This window comes from Kocuria sp. UBA1838, assembly GCF_002338785.1.
In the GTDB taxonomy this organism is placed as follows: Bacteria; Actinomycetota; Actinomycetes; order Actinomycetales; family Micrococcaceae; genus Kocuria; species Kocuria marina.
The window spans coordinates 130,085-147,400 of the sequence record NZ_DDIY01000001.1 but is presented as its reverse complement, the minus strand read 5'-3'; the positions used below and the strand labels follow the sequence as shown (position 1 = coordinate 147,400).

Sequence of the window (17,316 nt, the reverse complement as noted above, 5' to 3'; positions counted from 1 at the left end):
GGTGGCCATGCCCTGGAGCATCTCGAACTCGATGCGGTCGGTGACACCGCGCTCCGCCGCGAGCAGGTGGGCGAACGCGATGTCGAAGAGGTTGTGCCCCGCGACCCCCAGGCGCATACCGCGCATGCGCTCGGGGTGGAACAGCCACGAGAGCACGCGCTTGTAGTTGGTGTCCGTGGCCTGCTTGGACTCCATGGTGGCCAGCGGCCAGCCGTGCATTTCCGCGTCCACGTTCTCCATGGCGAGGTTCGCGCCCTTGACCAGGCGGACCTTGATCTGTGCGCCGCCGTCCGCGACGCGCTGCCCGGACCACTCGGAGAGCCGCTGGATGGCGCCGAGGGCGTCTGGAAGATAGGCCTGGATGACGATGCCGGCCTCGAGGTTCTTCAGCTGGGGCTTGTTCAGCAGCCGCTGGAACACCTCGATGGTCAGCTCGAGGTCCGAGTAGACCTCCATGTCCAGGTTGATGAACATCTTGCCGGTGCCCTTGGTGGCCGCGGTCTCGTACAGCGGCAGCAACCGCTCGACCACGCGCTCGGCGGTGCGGTCGAAGCCCCAGTGGGACAGTTGCGGTACCACGGAGGAGACCTTGAGGGAGACGTAGTCCACGTCCTCGCGGCGCAGCAGACCCTCGGCGTCCGCGAGGTGCTTCTTGGCCTCGTCCTCACCGAGCACTTCCTCGCCCAGCAGGTTGATGTTGAGCCGGTGCCCGTGCAACCGCAGGGCCTTGACGGACTTGCCGAACGGGCCGGGGCGGGCGTCCACGACCATGTGTCCCACCATTTGCCGCAATCGGGTGCGTGCCGCGGGGACCACCACGGAGGGCAGCACCCCGGACAGCGCCGTGCCCGCCTGGATCTGGGCCCGGTCCGTGGCGGGCATGGACTGCGGGGTCAACGTCGCGATGTCCTGCAGGGCCTTGGCCGCAGCCTTGGTGTCCTCGGTGCGGACGACGCGATCCACGAATCCCACCGTGAACTCCAACCCGTTGGGGTCCTGGAGCACGGCGGCCAGACGGTCCTCCGCGGGGTTCTTCTGTGTGTTCTTCCGCTGGTTCTCCTGAGCCCTGAGCAGCCACGTGCGCACGAGGTCCACGGCGGGATCGGCGAGGGCGTGAGGATCGATTCCGGTATTGACGGTGCGTGCCATTGCAACGCCTCCAAAGTCTCGGCCCGGGAAGGGTGCCGAGGCACTCCCTCGGCCACCAGCCGAGTCTCACCGGGCCCGGCGTGGCTGGTCCTCACACGCTATCGTGATCCCCGCCACGGCGAAGAATCGCCGGCCTACGACCGATCGAGCTCCGTCTGCAGGATGTCCAGCACCCGGATGAGGTTCAGGTGGGCCTCCACCTGCGGGAAGTTGCCGGTGGCCCGGCGCTGGGACGGCGAATAGGTGGAGGGCAACAGACCCAGCTCGTTGGCGGTGCCGAGCACGAGATCCGTGAGCCGCGTGGCGTCCCCCGTGTGACCGCACAGCGCCAGCTGCTCGGCCAACTGCAGGGTCGCGGACACGGACGGCACCGACTGCCCCGCGAAACCGTCCTGACCGATCGAGGACGCGAACGCCTCGGCGTCGTCCAGGTCGGTGAGCTGCGGGAGGTTGCGGTAGCGGTGCAGCAGCCCCGATCGGTCCGTGAGCTCCTTGCGGATGCGCGCCACGGTGCCGAGCATGCGTTCGTCGTCGTAGGCCACGAAACCCACCGTGGGCAGCTGCAACAAGGAGGCGTCCACGTCCGTGGAGCCGTAGTACTGCACGAACGAACCCACCTGGGGGTCGTAGCCGTTGGTCCAGATCTCGTGCGCGAGCTGGTCCCGGTGTTCCTCCCACGTCTCCACGTCCCCGGGCAGCCCGTGGATCCGCACGGCGTCCACGCCGGCCTGCAGCGCGGCCCACATCATCACGCGCGAGTGCGTGTAGTACTGGGGTTCGCCGCGCATCTCCCAGACGCCCTGGTCCTTCTCCTCGTAGTTGGCCACGACGGCGCGCAGCAACGCCTGCTGCAACGGCCAGGACAGGTGGTCCTCCTGCACACCGCGCCGACGCAGCATCTCGAACACCCGCAGCACGTGACCGGCCACGTCCGCCTGGTAGTGGTTGCCGGATGCGTTGCCCTCGCGCACCGGGCGCGATCGCTCGTAACCCGGCAGGTCCACGAGGCGTTCGCGGATCTGCCCGGAGCCGTCCAGCGTGTAGATGTTGGAGGGGTTGTCCACGTCCCCGGCCACGGCGCGCAGCAGCCAGTTGCGCAGTTGCGCGGCCTCCCGGTCGTGGCCGTGGTCCAGCATGATCTCCAGCGCGGAGGCCGCGTCCCGGGGCCACGCGTGGCGGTGGTCCCAGTTGCGTTCCCCGCCCAGCACCTCCGGCACGGACGTGGTGTCCGCGGCGATCAATCCGCCCGTGGCCTGGTGCATGAGCCCGCGCACCACGAGCAGGCTGCGGCGGATGATGTCCTCGGGGGCATCCTGGCTGCTCGTGAAGTGCACCGTCTCCTGGGCGTCGGCGTCCGCCGGGCGGTCCCCGTGGCGCCCCACGTCCCGGCCGGACGCGGGCTCGCCCGCGTTTCTTCTTTCCGCCGACGACGCCGCCCACGCGCCGTCGTCCCCGTCCTCCGGGAGTTCGGGGTCCGCGGTGGGGTCCGTGAGCGGATCGTACGGTTCGTACAGATCCGTCCACTCCTGCCACAGGTTCAGCGTGGCCGTGAGGGTCTCATTGACATCCACCGCTTCCGGCGGGACGCCGTGGGACGGGAACCACGTGAGTGTGAAGTCCCTGGTCTGGCCCGCGGCCACCGTGAAGGAGCCCGCATGGCGCCGCTTGCTGCGGTCCGGGTCCGCCTCCGGCAGCGGGTCACCGTGGAACACCACGGAATCGGGGCCGGCCATGCCCACGAGCACGGACTCCGCGACCGCGCCCTCCTCCGATTCCTCCTCGAGCACGTCGAAGCGGCTCAGCCACGGGACCGACGAGCCGTAGTTGAAGCGCAGCCGCAGGTCCTGGAACATCTCGACCTCGCCCGTGAGGCCCTCCACCCGGCGGATCAGTTCCGTGCGGGAGTTCAGGGGCATGAAGTCCGTGACCCGCACCGTGCCGGTGTCCGTGGTCCACACGGTGTGCAGCACGAACGTGTTCTCCGCGTAGAACCGCTCCACCGCGGTGACGCCGGGCAGGGAGAGGTCCACCGCGGCGTCGTCGTCCACGGCGCAGTACGGCGCCAGCAACCAGCGGCCGTGGTCTGGGGTGCCCAGCAGCGCCGCGAACAGCGCGGGCGAATCGAAGCTCGGGACGCACCACCAGTCCACCGAGCCATGACGGGAGACCAACGGCCCGCTGCGCATGTTGGAGAGCAGGGCGTAGTCCTCGATCTTGGAAGCCATGGACCCAGAATCCCATAAACGCCCTCGGCGGCTCACGCCGCACGGAACTCTGGCCGTTCGGCCAGTGCCCGATACCGTGGATGCTCCATCCGGTTCCGTCCGACGGCTCCGGGGCCCGACCCCCCTCGACCCGGCGGATGCCACCGCGACCGATGCAGGAGGACACCACCCGTGACCATGCCCTACCAGCCAGCAGCGTTTCGCGCCACCCAGCCCGGCGAGCGCGTGGGCCCGCTGAAGGCCCTGCGCAACTTCTTCGGCAGGGGCTTCCAGTTCTCCGGCCGCGCATCCCGTTCCGACTACTGGTGGATCGCCTTGTACGCCGCGCTGCTGTCCTGGGGCGGCCAGCATGCGGACGAGCACGATTACTTCAGCGGACCCCTGACCGACGGAGCCGAGTGGATCGCCGTGGTCTACCTCCTCCTGGCCCTCGCGCTGCTGGCTGCTGCGATCCTGTGCGTGGTCTTCGGGATCGCGCTGTCCGTCCGGCGACTGCACGACGCCAATCTCTCCGGGCTCTGGTACCTCCTGATCCTGGTCCCCTTCCTGGGCGCTCCGGCACTGCTCATCCTGGTGCTGCTGCCCCCGGACCCGCGGGGCGTGCGCTTCGACAACCAGCTCCTGCCGCAGGCACCGGGCGCGGGCTCTCGCTGAGCGGTTTCCTCAGCCACAGCACGTGGACGCGCACGGGCCCGGCAACACCATGCGGTCAGTGCCTCCCCACTGCCACCCGGTGGCGCCACACCTCGCAGCGCGTGCCCAGCACCCGCCCCGCCCCTCAAGTTCGGCACACCGGATATGTACGATTCAACATGGCGGAGGTGCGTCCTGGTGGGACGTCGGCTCGGGGGGAGAGCAGCGGTGGTGGCCCTGGTCGGAGTGCCGGTCCTGAGCGGGTGCGCGCAGTCTGGAGGCACCGAGGCGCCGGGCGCCTCCGGCGCAACAAAGTCCGGCAAACCCACGGTCCTGGCCACCTTCACGGTGCTCGCGGCATGGCCCGGGTGGTTGGCGGTGAGCACGTGACCGTGGAATCCGTGACCAGGCCCGGGGCGGAGATCCACGACTACGAGCCCACCCTCACGGACGTGTGCAAGGCGTCCGGTGCCCAGCTGGTCCTGGACAACGGGCTCGGCCTGGAGGGCTGGCTCGGGCAGTTCGTGGCCTCGGCCAACGTGCCGCACGCGGTGGTCTCCGAGGGCGTTCCCACGGTGGACGTCGCGGACCAGCCCGGAACACCCAATCCCCACACCTGGATGAGCCCCACGAACGGGCAGCGCTACGTGGACACCATCGCGACCGCCCTGAGCGACCTCGATCCCGAGCACGCCGCGCAGTTCCGGGAGAACGGCGACAGGTACAAGGAGCAGCTGGACGAGGTCCGCACGGACCTACGGGAACGGCTGGACCGGGTCCCCGCGAACCAGCGCGCACTGCTCACGTGCGAGGGCGCCTTCTCCTACTTCGCGCGGGACGCCGGACCGAGCGAGCATCACCTCTGACCCGTGAACTCCGAACAGGAGGCGGGTCCACAGGAACCGCGCTCGGCGATCGACACCGTGCGGCAGAACCACGTCCCGGCGGTGTTCTGCGAGTCGACCGTCTCGGACCGGCAGATGCAGCAGGTGGTCGAGGCCACGGCCGAGGTGGTGACGGGGTCCTCGGACCACTCCTCCAGGTTCTAGATGGCCCGCAGGTAGTTCTGGTGGCTCACCGAGAGCTTCGCGACCGACATGGTGGGAGACTCTCGCAAGGCAAGAACCTCTCACCGAACAACCGGACGTCATGCAGGCGCCCCACGGCGCGTCCTGGCGCGGGAAGTTTATGTCGTGTGCATACACTCCGGTAGACCACCCGCTTGGGTGGACGTCACACTACCCTGTCACCGCCCCGCCAGGCGGTTTACAGGTGGAGCGGAGGGCCTGCCTGCTGCCCCCTCATGAACCGACGTCGAGCCCCCTCGGGACGACCGCCGTCGACCCCTCTTCCCCCGTTCCCGCCCGCGTACCGGGCGTGCCGCTCGACGCCGTGGCCCGCGCCGCCACGAGGGGCATCCAGATCTACCCCTCCGTGGCCTCCGCGCAGTTCAGCATCACTGGCAGCCCTCGGGCCCCCGAGCTCACGGTCACGCTGGTCTTCACTCCCGCCCTGGAGAACCAGCGGATCAAGGACGAGATCCGCTACGAACTCATCCCGGGGCTGGAAGTCATCATCGGCGCCCCGTTCGCCCGGGTGACGCTGGACTACACGGATGCAGCGCCCGCCCTCACCCCGGCGCCCGAGACCACGCCTGACGGAGTGGCGCGAGCCGCCCTTCGACCCTTTTCTCGCGGTCACCGCACATGGTGCGATTCCTGCAGCTGATAGACGGGCGTGTCCATCCCCAGCTCCCGGGCCTTGAGCTGCAGCGCGAGGTACTTCGAGTAGTGGCGGGACTGGTGCAGATTGCCGCCATGAATCCACAACTGCGGCACCGCTGTGGGCTTCCACATGTTGCGCAGCTCCCCTTCCCAGGGACCGGGGTCGCGGGTCGTGTCCGAGCCGTACCCCCAGCACTTGCCCACCGCGTCGGCAACCTCCGGCGAGACGAGATCCGCGAGCCACGCGTTCATCGATCCGTACCCGGTCGCATAGACGAGCAGGTCCGCGGGAACCAGCCGGTCGCCGTCGACGACCACCCCCTCCGGCACGATCTTGGTGACCTGACCGCGCTCCAGCTGGATCCGGCCGTCGATGATCAGCTGCGATGCACCCACGTCGATGTAGTACCCGGATCCGCGCCGCAGGTACTTCAAGAACAGGCCTGAGCCGTCCTCGCCGAAGTCCAACTCGAAGCCGGCGTCGGTGAGCGCACGGTAGAAGTCCGCGTCCCGCTCAGCCATCTGCTCGTACACAGGAATCTGCGCAGCCGGCAGCAGCCGGTACGGCCACGAGGCGAAGAGCATGTCGGCCTTCTCCGTGGTCACCCCGTTCTCCAGGGCCTCCTCCGAGTAAAGCGCGCCCAGCGCCAGCTCCCGCAGGGAGTCGCTGCGGGAGATGTGCGTGGAGGAACGCTGGATCATCGTGACCTCGGCGCCCTTCTCCCACAGGGCTGCCGCGATGTCGTGGGCCGAGTTGTTCGACCCGATGACCACAGCGTGCCTGCCCTCGACATCCTCTTCACCACCCGTGAACTCGGAGGAGTGACCCTGCCACCCGGCGAAGTCGTCGGCGCCCTCGAAACGGGGGATGTTCGGGTAGCCGGAGACACCCAGCGCGAAGACGAGTTGGGTGGGGTGCAGGATGACCTCCTCGCCACGGCGGTCCACCCGCACGGTCCACGTGCCCGCGCCCTGGTCGAACTGCGCGCCCAGGCACCGTGTGCCAGCCCAGTAGTCGAGTTCCATGATGTCCACGTAGTGCTCGAGCCAGTCCCCCATCTTGTCCTTCGACGGGAAGATCGGCCAGTCGTCGGGGAAGGGCAGGTAGGGCATGTGGTCATACCAGACCGGGTCGTGCAGGTGCAGCGACTTGTAGCGTTTGCGCCACGAGTCACCCGCCCGCTCGTTCTTCTCGACGACAATCGTCGGCACGCCGACACGTCGCAGCCGCGCGGCGAGCCCGATGCCACCCTGACCCCCGCCGATGATCAGCACGTATGGCTGCTCGTCGAAACCGAGCCGGGCGTCCCGCTCCGCCCGGGACTCCTTCCACGTCTTGCGTCCCCGGGTGATCTCGTGGGTGACGCCGAGCTCACGGCGGGGGCCCTTCTTCTCCTCGTGCCCCGTCAGTTCCTGCAGTGTGGTCAGCAGTGTCCAGCAACGCCCCTCCACGAGCCTCAGGTGAGCCCAACCACGCCCGGCGGCGGTCATGAAGTTGAGCCATGCCTCTGCGTTCTCGGCCGTGCCCGATGCGGGCTCGGCGAGCTGCCAATCGTGCGGATCGACCGTCGGCAGCTGGGCCTGGAGCATCGCCGCGATCTCATCGATGCCTTCGAGCGTCTTGAGGTTCCATGTGAATGCCACGAAGTCACGCCAGTAGCAGTCCTCGGCGAAGAGTTCCCGCAACGCGTCCTCGTCGTGCGCACGGAGGGCCCGGTCGAAGGCGGCGAGCCACTTCTCGACGGCGCTGCTGGCCGCCTGCGGATCGTCACTCCCTGCGGAGCTCTCGCCGGGATCGGTTGCATGATCGTGGGTCTGAGTCATGTCACTTCCTAATGTGGCTGAGCTATGATTTGTGTCACACTAGCGCGCTTCACCCGCCGACAACACCGGGCAGGACGAAAGCCCTGGGTCGCCACGATCTCCAGCGATCCGGTCTGCCGACCGCGCGTCCGGATCTGCGAGTGGATGACGACGACGCCGCCCGCACCGTGAAGCCCCATGGCACCAAGGCGTGCAGAGGCCTGCCTCCCAGAACACGGGAGCCTCGAGGTTGGCCCGGGCGGCCCCCACTGCACGTCGGCACCGTTGACCGCCCCGGTAACGTGGGGGTTTTTTGCATAACGAGCCCCTCCGGCCCATCGGCAGGGAAGCGAGAGGCGGAACGGACAATGGTCGGCATCGTGCTGTACATCATCGAGGGCGCGCTCTTCTACCGCTCCAGCCGCCTCGTCATCGCGGCGATCGTGGCCACATACCGGCACAACGGGGCCGTCGCGCGACGAGATCACACGAAGGCCGGTGCGCCCCCGGCCTGACTCCGGCGGTCACGCCAACGACCCTCACGCCCGCCAGCCAACAGTCCCCCATGGACCCCGCCCGCCCTGAGACCCGCCGGGCGCGCGCGGCCACCGCCACGGCCAGCACAACCGAGATGACCGACCTGCTGCGCACCTCGATGCGCACCGTCCTGCACCCGCACGTGTCCACCACCACATTGCGACAATACCCCCATAGGGTATAATTTGTACCCATGAGCAGCCCCGAGACCCCCACCCGCGGGTACACCCAGGACAAGGCGGCTTATGCCCGCCGCCTCAAGCGCATCGAGGGTCAGGTGCGCGGTGTGCAGCGGATGATCGACGAGGACACCTACTGCATCGACGTCCTCACCCAGATCTCCGCCATCCAGTCCGCCCTGAAATCCGTGAGCCTGGGGCTCATGGAAGAGCACCTGGGTCACTGCGTCAAGCACGCCGTGGAGGCCGCCCACGACTCCGGGGACACCTCGGACATGGACGCCAAACTCGCGGAGGCCAACGCCGCGATCGCCCGGCTCGTCAAGAGCTGAGCGGGCGCCGTCGGCCCACGCCGCGGCCACCAGGACTTCGGGCCGTACGGCCCGGCAGGAGAATCACGAGCATTGAGGAGAATCCCATGAACACCACCGTCAACGTTTCCGGCATGACCTGCGGACACTGCGTCGCCTCCGTGAAGGAGGAACTGGCCGAGGTTCCCGGCGTCACCTCCGTGGCCGTGGACCTCAACGCCGGCGGCGTCTCCCCCGTGACCATCGAGAGCTCGCGCGAACTGACCTCGGACGAGATCTCCGCGGCCGTGGAAGAGGCCGGGTATGCCGTCGTCTGAACCAGCTACGGCCGAACCGCAGGTGCACGGGCCGCTGCGTGATCTGGACCTGCAGATCACGGGCATGACGTGTGCGTCCTGCGTGGGACGGATCGAGCGGAAGCTGCGCAAGATCGACGGCGTGGATCCCGCGGTCAACCTGGCCCTGGAGTCCGCGTCCGTCAAGGTCCCCGGGGACGTCTCCGACGAGCAGATCCTGGACACCATCCGCAACGCCGGTTACGGCGCCGAGATCACGGGTGGGGACCGCGTGCAGCGGGCCTCCGCTCCTGCCGAAACGCCCAGACAAGCCGACGACGCCGCTCACGCGGGTACGCGGGGCGGGGCGTCATCGGCACTCGGGACGACCGACGCATACCCCCGCGGGCATGCGTCCTCGGAGACAACCCCCGAGCGAACCGCCGAGGAGACCCTGCGGGCCGAGAACGAGCACCGGGATCCCGCGCTCGAGACCACCCCCGCGCAACGGCGGATGAGCGACCTCAAGAAGCGGTTCATCGTGGCCGCGGTCTTCTCCGTGCCGGTCTTCGTGATCTCCATGGTCCCCGGCGCGCAGTTCCCCCACTGGGGCTGGGTGGCCGCGCTGCTGACACTGCCCGTGGTCACGTGGGCGGCCTGGCCTTTCCACAAGGCCACCGCCGTGAACGCGCGCCACCTTTCCACGACCATGGACACCCTGGTGTCCCTGGGCGTGACCGCGGCCTACCTGTTCTCGCTGGGCCACCTGCTCGTGGAGCCGGACATGACCGCCCATGCCCATCCAGACATGGCCATGGACATGTCCAGCCACCAGTTGTACTTCGAGTCCGCGGCCATCATCACCACGTTCTTGTTGCTGGGCCGCTGGCTCGAAGCGCGCGCCAAATCCCGTTCGGGTGAGGCACTCAAGGCGTTGCTGGATCTCGGCGCGCAGCAAGCCACCGTGGTGGATGAGGACGGCACCGAACGCACGGTGCCCGTGTCCGAGCTGCGCGTGGGGGACACCTTCACGGTGCGCCCGGGCGAGAAGATCGCCACGGACGCCCTGGTCGTGGAGGGCGAGTCCGCCGTGGACGCCTCCATGCTCACCGGGGAATCCGTTCCCGTGGAGGTGGGCCCGGGGGATGAACTCACGGGTGCCACCGTGAACACCACGGGTCGTCTGCTGGCGCGGGCGACCCACGTGGGTGCGGACACCGTGCTCGCCTCCATGAGCCGAACCGTGGCGCGCGCGCAGGCCACCAAGGCCCCCGTGGCGCGTCTCGCGGACCGGATCTCTGCCGTGTTCGTGCCCGTGGTCATGGGTATCGCGGTGCTGACCTTCGCGATCTGGTGGCTCGTGTCCGGGGAACTGAACCAGGCGTTCGTCGCGGCGGTCTCCGTCCTGGTGATCGCGTGCCCGTGCGCCCTGGGTCTGGCCACCCCCACGGCCATGCTGACCGGGACCGGGCGCGGCGCTCAGCTGGGCATCCTGATCACCTCCGCGGAGGTACTGGAGGACACCCGCTCGGTGGACACCGTGGTACTGGACAAGACCGGGACCGTGACCCACGGGGACATGGCGGTGACCACCGTGACGCCGGTGAACTCGTGGTCGCGGGATCAGGTGCTGGATCTGGCCGCGGCCGTGGAGAGCTACTCCGAGCACCCGATCGCCCAGGCGATCACCGCAGCCACGCCCCACCGCTACGAGGTCTCCCGCTTCGAGTCCGCCCCGGGCGGCGGCGTCAAGGGGTACGTCCCGGACGGCATGAACGCGCGCGCCGTCGTGGTGGGCCGGGAATCCTGGCTCACCCAGAACGGGATCCGGCTGACCGCGGACGAGTCCGAGGCCCTGCGCCGCGCCCGCGAGGACGGTTTCACCACCATCCTCGTGGCCGTGGACGGGCGCGTGGCCGGGTTCATCGACCTGCAGGACACCGTGAAGGACGAGGCCCCGGCCGCGATCGCGGAACTCCAGCGGCTCGGGCTGCGCCCGGTGCTGCTCACGGGGGACAATGCCGCCGTGGCCCGTTCCGTGGCCGCCCACGTGGGGATCGCCCCGGAAGACGTGATCGCGGACGTCACCCCGGACGGCAAGGTCCAGGCCGTGGAAGAGCTGCAGTCGCAGGGCCGCGTGGTGGCCATGGTGGGTGACGGCGTCAACGACGCCCCCGCCCTGACCCGCGCGGACCTGGGCATCGCCATGGGTTCCGGCACGGATGCCGCCATGCAGGCCGCGGACATCACCGTGGTGCGCAGTGACCTCACGGCCATCCCGCTGGCGATCAAGCTCTCCCGGCAGACGCTGCACATCATCAAGTCCAACCTGTTCTGGGCCTTCGCCTACAACACCGTGGCCATTCCGGTGGCGGCCCTGGGGTTGTTGAACCCCATGATCGCCGGCGCCGCCATGGCCTTCAGCTCGGTGTTCGTGGTGCTGAACTCATTGCGACTGAAGCGGTTCGCGCGCTGAGTGCGCTCGACGTGCCGAACGGCCGCACGGCGCGGGTCATGCGACCAGAGCCGCACGGCAGGGGTGCCACGACATGAGAGAGCGAGGCCCCGGGGAACCAGTGGTTCTCCGGGGCCTCGCTCTGTATGGGAGCCCTACATGCTGCGGTCAGCGAGCGCTCGAGCCCGGCTCCTCGCCCTTGGTGTCCGGGCGCACGCGCTGGCCGAACTGGGGTTCGTCGGTGGTTGCCGCCCCCGCGGCACCGCCGGTACCGGACGACGTCGTCCCCGAGCCTTCCCCGCGCGCCTGTTCGGCCTGCCGGCGGGCCTTGTTCTCCGCGTACAGCTTGGCGGAGGATCGGTTCACGCCGGTGCCCTGACCGAGCTCTTCCGCGTTGGGCTTCTCGAGCAGCATGAGGGTCGCGCACACCACCACGGAGGCGATGAACGCGATGCCCGCCGCGATCAGGCCCAGGCCCACGCGGGCGGCGTTGTCCGTGCCGCCCGCGGCCACCACGGACACCACCACGAAGGCCACGACCGCCAGAACGGCCGAGATGATCAGAGGCCCCTTGATATCGGTTCTGCGCCGGCCATTGTGCTCAGTGCGCTGGGCCACGTGATTCCTCCTGGCGGTGGTCGGGGTGTGGGGCGGGGGTAGGGAATCCGCCCGCGAGTTCAACGTGTCAGTCTACGCGTTCAGGCCGTACGGCCCGGGTCCGTCAGGGCCTTGTCCGCTGCGCGCGCATCGTGGCGCAGGCTCAGTGCGGCGATGAGCTGGGTGACGCCGATGATGATGGCCGCACCGCCTACCACACCAAGTTCCGCCTTGGTTCCGAGGGTCTCCACGAGCACCATGCCCATGGCCGCGAACACGGTCACCGCGCCGCACAGCGTCCAGTCACGACCCATCGGGAACTGCCCGCGGAAACGCATGCCCAACACCAGTTCGGTGATCCCGCACAGGCCCAGGATCACGGCGGAGAACAGGACGAAGAGCCAGTCACTGCTCGCGACCACCGCGGTGAGCACCCCGCCCAGGACGTACAGCACACCGTAGGACTGCGGGATGTTCCGGCTCGGGCCCAGGTCCACGTCCTCGCGGCGGTTCAGCCGCAGCTGCAGGAAGATCGCGGAGACGCCCGTTCCCACCAGGAAGAACGCCATGACCCACCGGCCCGCCCCGAGGGACGGTTCCTGCCAGAAGACGGTCACCGCCGCGAAGATCAGCGCCACCACGGCGCGCAGCAGGGTGGGTCCCCACAGGTCGTGGCGCACGTCGGCCCCGCGGGACCTGCCGCGGTCCTGCCCGCCGTGCGGTGCGGAAATCTGTTGGGGCACGCCGAGAACTCCTGAATCTGCCGGGGATGTCCCGCCCAGTCTAACGAGCTTCCCTGGACGGGTTCAGGGCTCGCCCAGTACCTCCCGCAGCACCTGGGCACCGCGTTCCACGTCCCGGTCCGGCGCGGTCAGGCCCAGCACCACCCCGCCCCGTTCGTCGGGTCCCCGGTCCGCTTCCGCCAGCGACGACGACGCCCCTGCCCCACCACGTTCACCACCCTCGCGGCCCTGCCCCGTCCAGTACTCGCCCAGGGCACCCACGAGGACCCCGCGGCGTCGTGCGCGCTCGATCGTGGCGTCCTCGTCCGGAACGGCGAGCACCGCGTGGGCACCGCCGGCCATGGGCAGAACACTCACGTGCGGGAGGTCGCCGAGGACGTCGGAGAGCAGCGAGCGGCGTCGTCGGAAGGAGCGGCGCATCCTGGCCGTGTGGCGCTGGAACTCCCCCGAATCCACGAACCGCGCGAGCGCTTCCTGGGCGATGAGCGAGACGGGCGAACCCAGCTCCGCACGCGTGCGTGCGAGGTCCGGGAGCAGGGAATCCGGGGCCACGAGGTGCCCCACGCCCACGGAACTGCCGAGCACCTTGGCGAAACTGCCCAGGGTCACCACGGTGTCCCGGGCGGTGTCCAATGCCCCGAGGGCGGGCAGGGGTTGGGCGCTGTGGCGCAGTTCGGAGTCGTAGTCGTCCTCGAGCACGAGCGCGCCGTGCTCACGGGCCCATGCGAGCAGTTCCATCCGGCGCGTCACGGGCATGGTCCCGCCCAGCGGGTACTGGTGTCCGGGCGTGAGCACGATGGCGTCCGGCGCGGGGGCGACGTCCCACCGCCCCGCCCCGCCCCACCAACCGCTGGGCAGATGCTCGGGCACGAGACCGTGCTCGTCCACCCCCACCGGCAGGGCGATGTGCCCGAGCGCGCGCACCACACGACGAAGCGCGGGGTACCCGGGATTCTCCACGGCCACGCGCAGCCTCCTGCCGCGCGCGAGCCCCAGCACCCGCAACGCGAGCTGCAACCCGTCCCGCACGCCCGCGGTGACGAGGATGTCCTCGGGAGAACGCACGATCCCGCGATTGAGCCGCAGGTAGTCCGCGAGGTGGTCCCGCAGATCGGTGCGCAGCGTGCGCCCCGTGGCGACGCCGCTCGCCGCGTCCCGCCACGCCCCGCGCCACGCGGGGGTGTCCAGGGACGTGATGGTGCTCTTCCCAGGGCGCAGGTCGATCATCTCGGGCCGCACCGCGGACCGACGGGCCGTGCGCTGCGAAGGGGGCGCGGGCGACGTCGTCGGGGCGGGAATGCCCGCGGCCGGTGTGCCAGCACGAGGCGACGTGGGGGTGGAATGCTGTCCGGCGCGGGGCGACGCCGCGGCGTCGCCCCCGGGCACCGGGCCGGACGAGCGGGCTCGAGGAGCATCGGCGGTCGCAGCGGCAGCACGGGCAACGGGCCCTGTATCGCGCCGCATTTCCAGGTGCGGGGTGATCCGCGTGGCACCGCGATCGGCCACGAGGTAGCCCTCACCCGCGAGGACGTCCCACGCGGACGTGACCGTTCCGCGCGAGATTCCCAACCGGGCGGCCAGTGCCCGGGACGAAGGCAGGGGGTCGCCCGGGCGCAGCACCCCGCGCGCCACGAGCTCGCGGATCTGCCGCACGAGCTGCTCCCCCAGACCCGTGCTCGCGGTGCGATCGACGGTCAGGGGGAGGTCGGTGTCCCTGGCGTGCCTCATTCCCGGGACTGCCGCGCGATGAAGTCGGCCATGCCGGGAACGGTGAACGCCACCTGACCGTGATCGGGAGCGTAGATCATCCCCTTCTGGATCAGTTGCGCTCTGGTAGGGCCCAGACTGCTGGCCTTGGTACCGAGCCGGGCTGCGAGTTCACCCGTGCGGGAGGGGCCCGCACCGTCCACCGCCATGACGCTCATGTACTCGCGCTCCTTGGGCGTCGCCCTGCCCCAGCGGGCCGGGAAGAATCCGGAGTCCAGTTGCGCCCACCCCTTCTCGATGGCCACTCTCGAGTCCTCGAGCGTGAACGGCGTGGTCGGCGCGACTTCCCACACTGCGTTCCCGAACTCCTGGATGAAGTACGGATAACCACCCGACGCCGCGACGATGGCGTTCAGCGCCTCGGTGTCGAATTCGGCGCCCACGTCCTTGGCCGGGCGTGCCACCGCGTATCGCGCTTGCTCCGGGTCCAGCGGTCCGATGACCCGGTAGTCGAAGAGTCTTTCCGCATAACTGCGTGTGGCGCTCAGGATCGTGGGAAGGTTCGGTAGACCGGCGCAGATCACGTAGAACGGCCAGTCACGCTGGCCCGCGATGTGCTGGACCGTGACGATTGCGCTCATCATGTCCGGGTCCAGGTCCTGCATCTCGTCGATGAACAGGCCGAATGCGCTGTGCTGTGCCTTCAGTGGTTCGCTGAGATCCTCGACCAGCTCTTCCAGATCGATGTCGATCCGCCCGGACTGCGCGCGTACGGGATGAAGATCGACACTGGCCGAGACACCGCTCGTCCCCACGGAGACACTGAAGGACTGGATGGTCGTGAGCGCATCAGCGAAGAACCGACCGGGGTGACGGCCGAGATGACGCCGAGCCGCCACCACGAGTTCCCGGGCGAACCTGTCTCTCACGTCCTGCCTGCCCCGAGCCTCCGGCCGCCCCTCCAGCTGGACGGTGAGCCAGCCGTGATTGTCCGCGTGCGCACGCAGGACGTTGAGCAGAACGGTCTTTCCGACTCCCCGTAGACCCGTGAGCACCATGCCCCTGTTGGGGCGGTGGAGCTTGGCGCGCGCGATCATGAGGTCGAAGGCGGAAATCTCTGCCTCCCGGCCACTGAGCACCTTGGGACGCAGCCCGGATCCGGGGCTGTAGGGGTTGGCTGCGAGGTCCATGTACCGAAGTGTAAAGCATCATATAAATATTCTTATACTTACTTAGATTTCGATAGCGTCTCGATCGACGGCTGCCAGAGGCCGCGGGTTAAGTGCCGGTCGTTGCGTAAGTGGACCACTTCATTTCGTCGATTTTGGCTCTGTCAATGGACCACCCACGCGGCCAGGATGGAGGCCATGACCGAAACCTTGCAGACCTCCGCCCAGAACCCCACCCCCGTGACCGGATCGCGCCTCGTCAAGCGCGGCCTGGCCGACATGCTCAAGGGCGGTGTGATCATGGACGTGGTCACCGCTGAGCAGGCCCGGATCGCCGAGGACTCCGGAGCCGTGGCCGTGATGGCGCTCGAGCGCGTTCCCGCGGACATCCGCTCCCAGGGTGGCGTGGCGCGCATGAGTGATCCCGATCTGATCGAGCAGATCATCGACTCGGTGTCCATCCCCGTGATGGCCAAGGCGCGGATCGGGCACTTCGTGGAGGCCCAGGTGCTCGAGCACCTCAAGGTGGACTACGTCGACGAGTCCGAGGTGCTCTCCCCCGCCGATTACGTCAACCACATCGACAAGCACCGCTTCAACGTCCCGTTCGTGTGCGGTGCGACCAACCTGGGTGAGGCGCTGCGCCGGATCACCGAGGGCGCGGCCATGATCCGCTCCAAGGGCGAGGCCGGCACGGGGGACGTCTCCGAGGCCACCAAGCACATCCGCACCATTCGCGCCCAGATCGCCGAGCTGCAGGGCCTCTACACCTCCACCCCGGACGCCCTCTACGTCAAGGCCAAGGAACTGTCCGCGCCGTACGAGCTGGTGGCGGAGGTCGCCCGCACGGGCAAGCTCCCCGTGGTGCTGTTCACCGCCGGGGGGATCGCGACCCCCGCGGACGCCGCCATGATGATGCAGCTCGGTGCGGACGGCGTGTTCGTGGGCTCGGGCATCTTCAAGTCCGGCAACCCCGCCGAGCGCGCCCGCGCCATCGTGGCCGCGACCGCCTACTACGACGATCCCGCCCGCATCGCAGAGGCCTCTCGCGGCCTGGGCGAGGCCATGGTCGGCATCAACGTGGCGGACCTGCCCGCACCCCACCGCCTCGCGGAGCGCGGCTGGTGAGCTCCGCCCCCACCGTCGGTGTCCTGGCGCTGCAGGGCGGGGTGGCCGAGCACCTGGCGATGTTCCAATCGCTGGGTGCCCGGGCGGTTCGCGTCCGTTCCGTCTCGGACCTGCTGGGCGACGACGGCGCTCCCGCCGTGGACGCGCTCGTCCTGCCCGGGGGTGAGTCCTCCACGATGGACCGGCTGTGCCGCACGTTCGGTCTGTTCGAGCCCCTCCAGCGGGTCATCCGCGCCGGCCTGCCCACTCTGGGCACGTGCGCGGGACTCATCATGCTGTCCATGCGGATTGCGGATCCCGCGCCGGGGCAGCAGAGCCTGGGTGTTCTGGACGTCACGGTGGACCGCAATGCGTTCGGCTCCCAGGTCGACTCCGCGGAAGTTTCGCTCCCCTGGGCCGGCACCGCTGGCCACGCGGAGACGGACGACGACACCGCGATGACCCCGAGCGGCGTCGTCCGCGCGGCCTTCATCCGAGCACCCTCGGTGACCGAGGTGGGGGACGGTGTGCAGGTGCTGGCCCGCTACCGCGACACGGTGGTGGCCGTTCGCCAGGCCAATGTCCTGGGCATCAGTTTCCACCCCGAGCTCATGGGAGAGACCACCGTGCACGAGGAACTGCTGAGCATGGTCCGGACGGGCGCGAACGCATAGCGCGGGCCACGGCCCCGCGTTCGTCCCG

General features: G+C 69.2%; 15 protein-coding genes and 1 pseudogene. 9 read left to right on the top strand and 7 right to left on the bottom strand.

Annotated features, from left to right (window positions below; translation table 11 throughout):
- Together B3I25_RS00685 and B3I25_RS00680 are read right to left on the bottom strand one after the other, a co-directional pair.
- On the bottom strand, positions 1 to 1,149 hold a 1,149-nt coding region (locus B3I25_RS00685), incomplete at its 3' end, for a proline dehydrogenase family protein (RefSeq protein WP_286737479.1).
- A 134-nt stretch (positions 1,150 to 1,283) separates the two neighbouring features.
- Complete coding sequence (locus B3I25_RS00680; RefSeq protein ID WP_404821112.1) at positions 1,284 to 3,374, bottom strand: glycoside hydrolase family 15 protein; 2,091 nt, start codon at positions 3,372 to 3,374, stop codon at positions 1,284 to 1,286.
- Positions 3,375 to 3,551: 177 nt separating this feature from the next.
- Here B3I25_RS00680 and B3I25_RS00675 point away from each other — a divergent pair, with 177 nt between their 5' ends.
- The 3 genes and pseudogenes from B3I25_RS00675 to B3I25_RS00665 all read left to right on the top strand — a co-directional run bounded on the left by B3I25_RS00675 (position 3,552) and on the right by B3I25_RS00665 (position 5,735).
- On the top strand, positions 3,552 to 4,028 hold the full coding sequence (locus B3I25_RS00675) for a DUF805 domain-containing protein (RefSeq protein WP_286737512.1): 477 nt from the start codon (positions 3,552 to 3,554) through the stop codon (positions 4,026 to 4,028).
- Between the two features lie 158 nt (positions 4,029 to 4,186).
- Positions 4,187 to 5,056 (top strand): annotated as a pseudogene (locus B3I25_RS00670) (metal ABC transporter solute-binding protein, Zn/Mn family).
- A gap of 328 nt (positions 5,057 to 5,384) precedes the next feature.
- Positions 5,385 to 5,735 carry a hypothetical protein gene (locus B3I25_RS00665; protein WP_179861246.1) on the top strand — a complete coding sequence of 117 codons (351 nt, stop codon included), beginning with the start codon at positions 5,385 to 5,387 and terminating at the stop codon, positions 5,733 to 5,735.
- On the opposite strand, the gene B3I25_RS00660 is transcribed toward B3I25_RS00665, so the two are convergent.
- On the bottom strand, positions 5,705 to 7,555 hold the full coding sequence (locus B3I25_RS00660) for an NAD(P)/FAD-dependent oxidoreductase (protein WP_206480058.1): 1,851 nt from the start codon (positions 7,553 to 7,555) through the stop codon (positions 5,705 to 5,707). The genes B3I25_RS00665 and B3I25_RS00660 overlap by 31 nt on opposite strands.
- A 347-nt stretch (positions 7,556 to 7,902) precedes the next feature.
- Here B3I25_RS00660 and B3I25_RS00655 point away from each other — a divergent pair, with 347 nt between their 5' ends.
- From B3I25_RS00655 to B3I25_RS00640, 4 genes are all read left to right on the top strand, one after another.
- The gene (locus tag B3I25_RS00655) at positions 7,903 to 8,049 is read left to right on the top strand and encodes a hypothetical protein (RefSeq protein WP_206480056.1); all 147 of its coding nucleotides are present in this window, start codon (positions 7,903 to 7,905) and stop codon (positions 8,047 to 8,049) included.
- Positions 8,050 to 8,264: 215 nt separating this feature from the next.
- Positions 8,265 to 8,582: a metal-sensitive transcriptional regulator gene (locus B3I25_RS00650; protein WP_035960928.1), complete on the top strand. Its 318-nt coding sequence runs from the start codon at positions 8,265 to 8,267 to the stop codon at positions 8,580 to 8,582.
- 86 nt (positions 8,583 to 8,668) lie between these two features.
- On the top strand, positions 8,669 to 8,878 hold the full coding sequence (locus tag B3I25_RS00645; RefSeq protein WP_035960929.1) for a heavy-metal-associated domain-containing protein: 210 nt from the start codon (positions 8,669 to 8,671) through the stop codon (positions 8,876 to 8,878).
- On the top strand, positions 8,865 to 11,312 hold the full coding sequence (locus tag B3I25_RS00640; protein ID WP_064846428.1) for a heavy metal translocating P-type ATPase: 2,448 nt from the start codon (positions 8,865 to 8,867) through the stop codon (positions 11,310 to 11,312). Before B3I25_RS00645 ends, B3I25_RS00640 begins: the two co-directional genes overlap by 14 nt.
- Positions 11,313 to 11,459: 147 nt before the next feature.
- Here B3I25_RS00640 and B3I25_RS00635 read toward each other — a convergent pair whose 3' ends face one another.
- The 4 genes from B3I25_RS00635 to B3I25_RS00620 form a co-directional block, all read right to left on the bottom strand.
- Positions 11,460 to 11,909 carry a hypothetical protein gene (locus B3I25_RS00635; RefSeq protein ID WP_131332126.1) on the bottom strand — a complete coding sequence of 150 codons (450 nt, stop codon included), beginning with the start codon at positions 11,907 to 11,909 and terminating at the stop codon, positions 11,460 to 11,462.
- Between the two features lie 80 nt (positions 11,910 to 11,989).
- Complete coding sequence (locus tag B3I25_RS00630; RefSeq protein WP_286737474.1) at positions 11,990 to 12,631, bottom strand: hypothetical protein; 642 nt, start codon at positions 12,629 to 12,631, stop codon at positions 11,990 to 11,992.
- Between the two features lie 63 nt (positions 12,632 to 12,694).
- A complete protein-coding gene (locus B3I25_RS00625; RefSeq protein WP_286737472.1) occupies positions 12,695 to 14,359 on the bottom strand; it encodes a PLP-dependent aminotransferase family protein in 1,665 nt (554 codons plus the stop codon).
- Complete coding sequence (locus B3I25_RS00620) at positions 14,356 to 15,528, bottom strand: ATP-binding protein (RefSeq protein ID WP_206399094.1); 1,173 nt, start codon at positions 15,526 to 15,528, stop codon at positions 14,356 to 14,358. Before B3I25_RS00620 ends, B3I25_RS00625 begins: the two co-directional genes overlap by 4 nt.
- A 177-nt stretch (positions 15,529 to 15,705) precedes the next feature.
- Here B3I25_RS00620 and pdxS point away from each other — a divergent pair, with 177 nt between their 5' ends.
- Positions 15,706 to 16,635 (top strand): pyridoxal 5'-phosphate synthase lyase subunit PdxS, encoded by a 930-nt coding sequence (gene pdxS, locus B3I25_RS00615; RefSeq protein WP_098053906.1) that lies wholly within the window; start codon positions 15,706 to 15,708, stop codon positions 16,633 to 16,635.
- Entirely contained in the window at positions 16,632 to 17,288 is a 657-nt protein-coding gene (gene pdxT, locus B3I25_RS00610; protein ID WP_206478771.1) for a pyridoxal 5'-phosphate synthase glutaminase subunit PdxT, read from the top strand. Before pdxS ends, pdxT begins: the two co-directional genes overlap by 4 nt.
- The last annotated feature ends 28 nt before the right edge of the window (positions 17,289 to 17,316 follow it).

Coding starts and splice junctions, on each gene's coding strand:
- B3I25_RS00680 (WP_404821112.1), bottom strand. CDS start 3,374: ATGGCTTCCAAGATCGAGGACTACGCCCTGCTCTCCAACATGCGCAGC.
- B3I25_RS00675 (WP_286737512.1), top strand. CDS start 3,552: ATGCCCTACCAGCCAGCAGCGTTTCGCGCCACCCAGCCCGGCGAGCGC.
- B3I25_RS00660 (WP_206480058.1), bottom strand. CDS start 7,555: ATGACTCAGACCCACGATCATGCAACCGATCCCGGCGAGAGCTCCGCA.
- B3I25_RS00655 (WP_206480056.1), top strand. CDS start 7,903: ATGGTCGGCATCGTGCTGTACATCATCGAGGGCGCGCTCTTCTACCGC.
- B3I25_RS00650 (WP_035960928.1), top strand. CDS start 8,265: ATGAGCAGCCCCGAGACCCCCACCCGCGGGTACACCCAGGACAAGGCG.
- B3I25_RS00645 (WP_035960929.1), top strand. CDS start 8,669: ATGAACACCACCGTCAACGTTTCCGGCATGACCTGCGGACACTGCGTC.
- B3I25_RS00640 (WP_064846428.1), top strand. CDS start 8,865: ATGCCGTCGTCTGAACCAGCTACGGCCGAACCGCAGGTGCACGGGCCG.
- B3I25_RS00625 (WP_286737472.1), bottom strand. CDS start 14,359: ATGAGGCACGCCAGGGACACCGACCTCCCCCTGACCGTCGATCGCACC.
- B3I25_RS00620 (WP_206399094.1), bottom strand. CDS start 15,528: ATGGACCTCGCAGCCAACCCCTACAGCCCCGGATCCGGGCTGCGTCCC.
- pdxS (WP_098053906.1), top strand. CDS start 15,706: ATGACCGAAACCTTGCAGACCTCCGCCCAGAACCCCACCCCCGTGACC.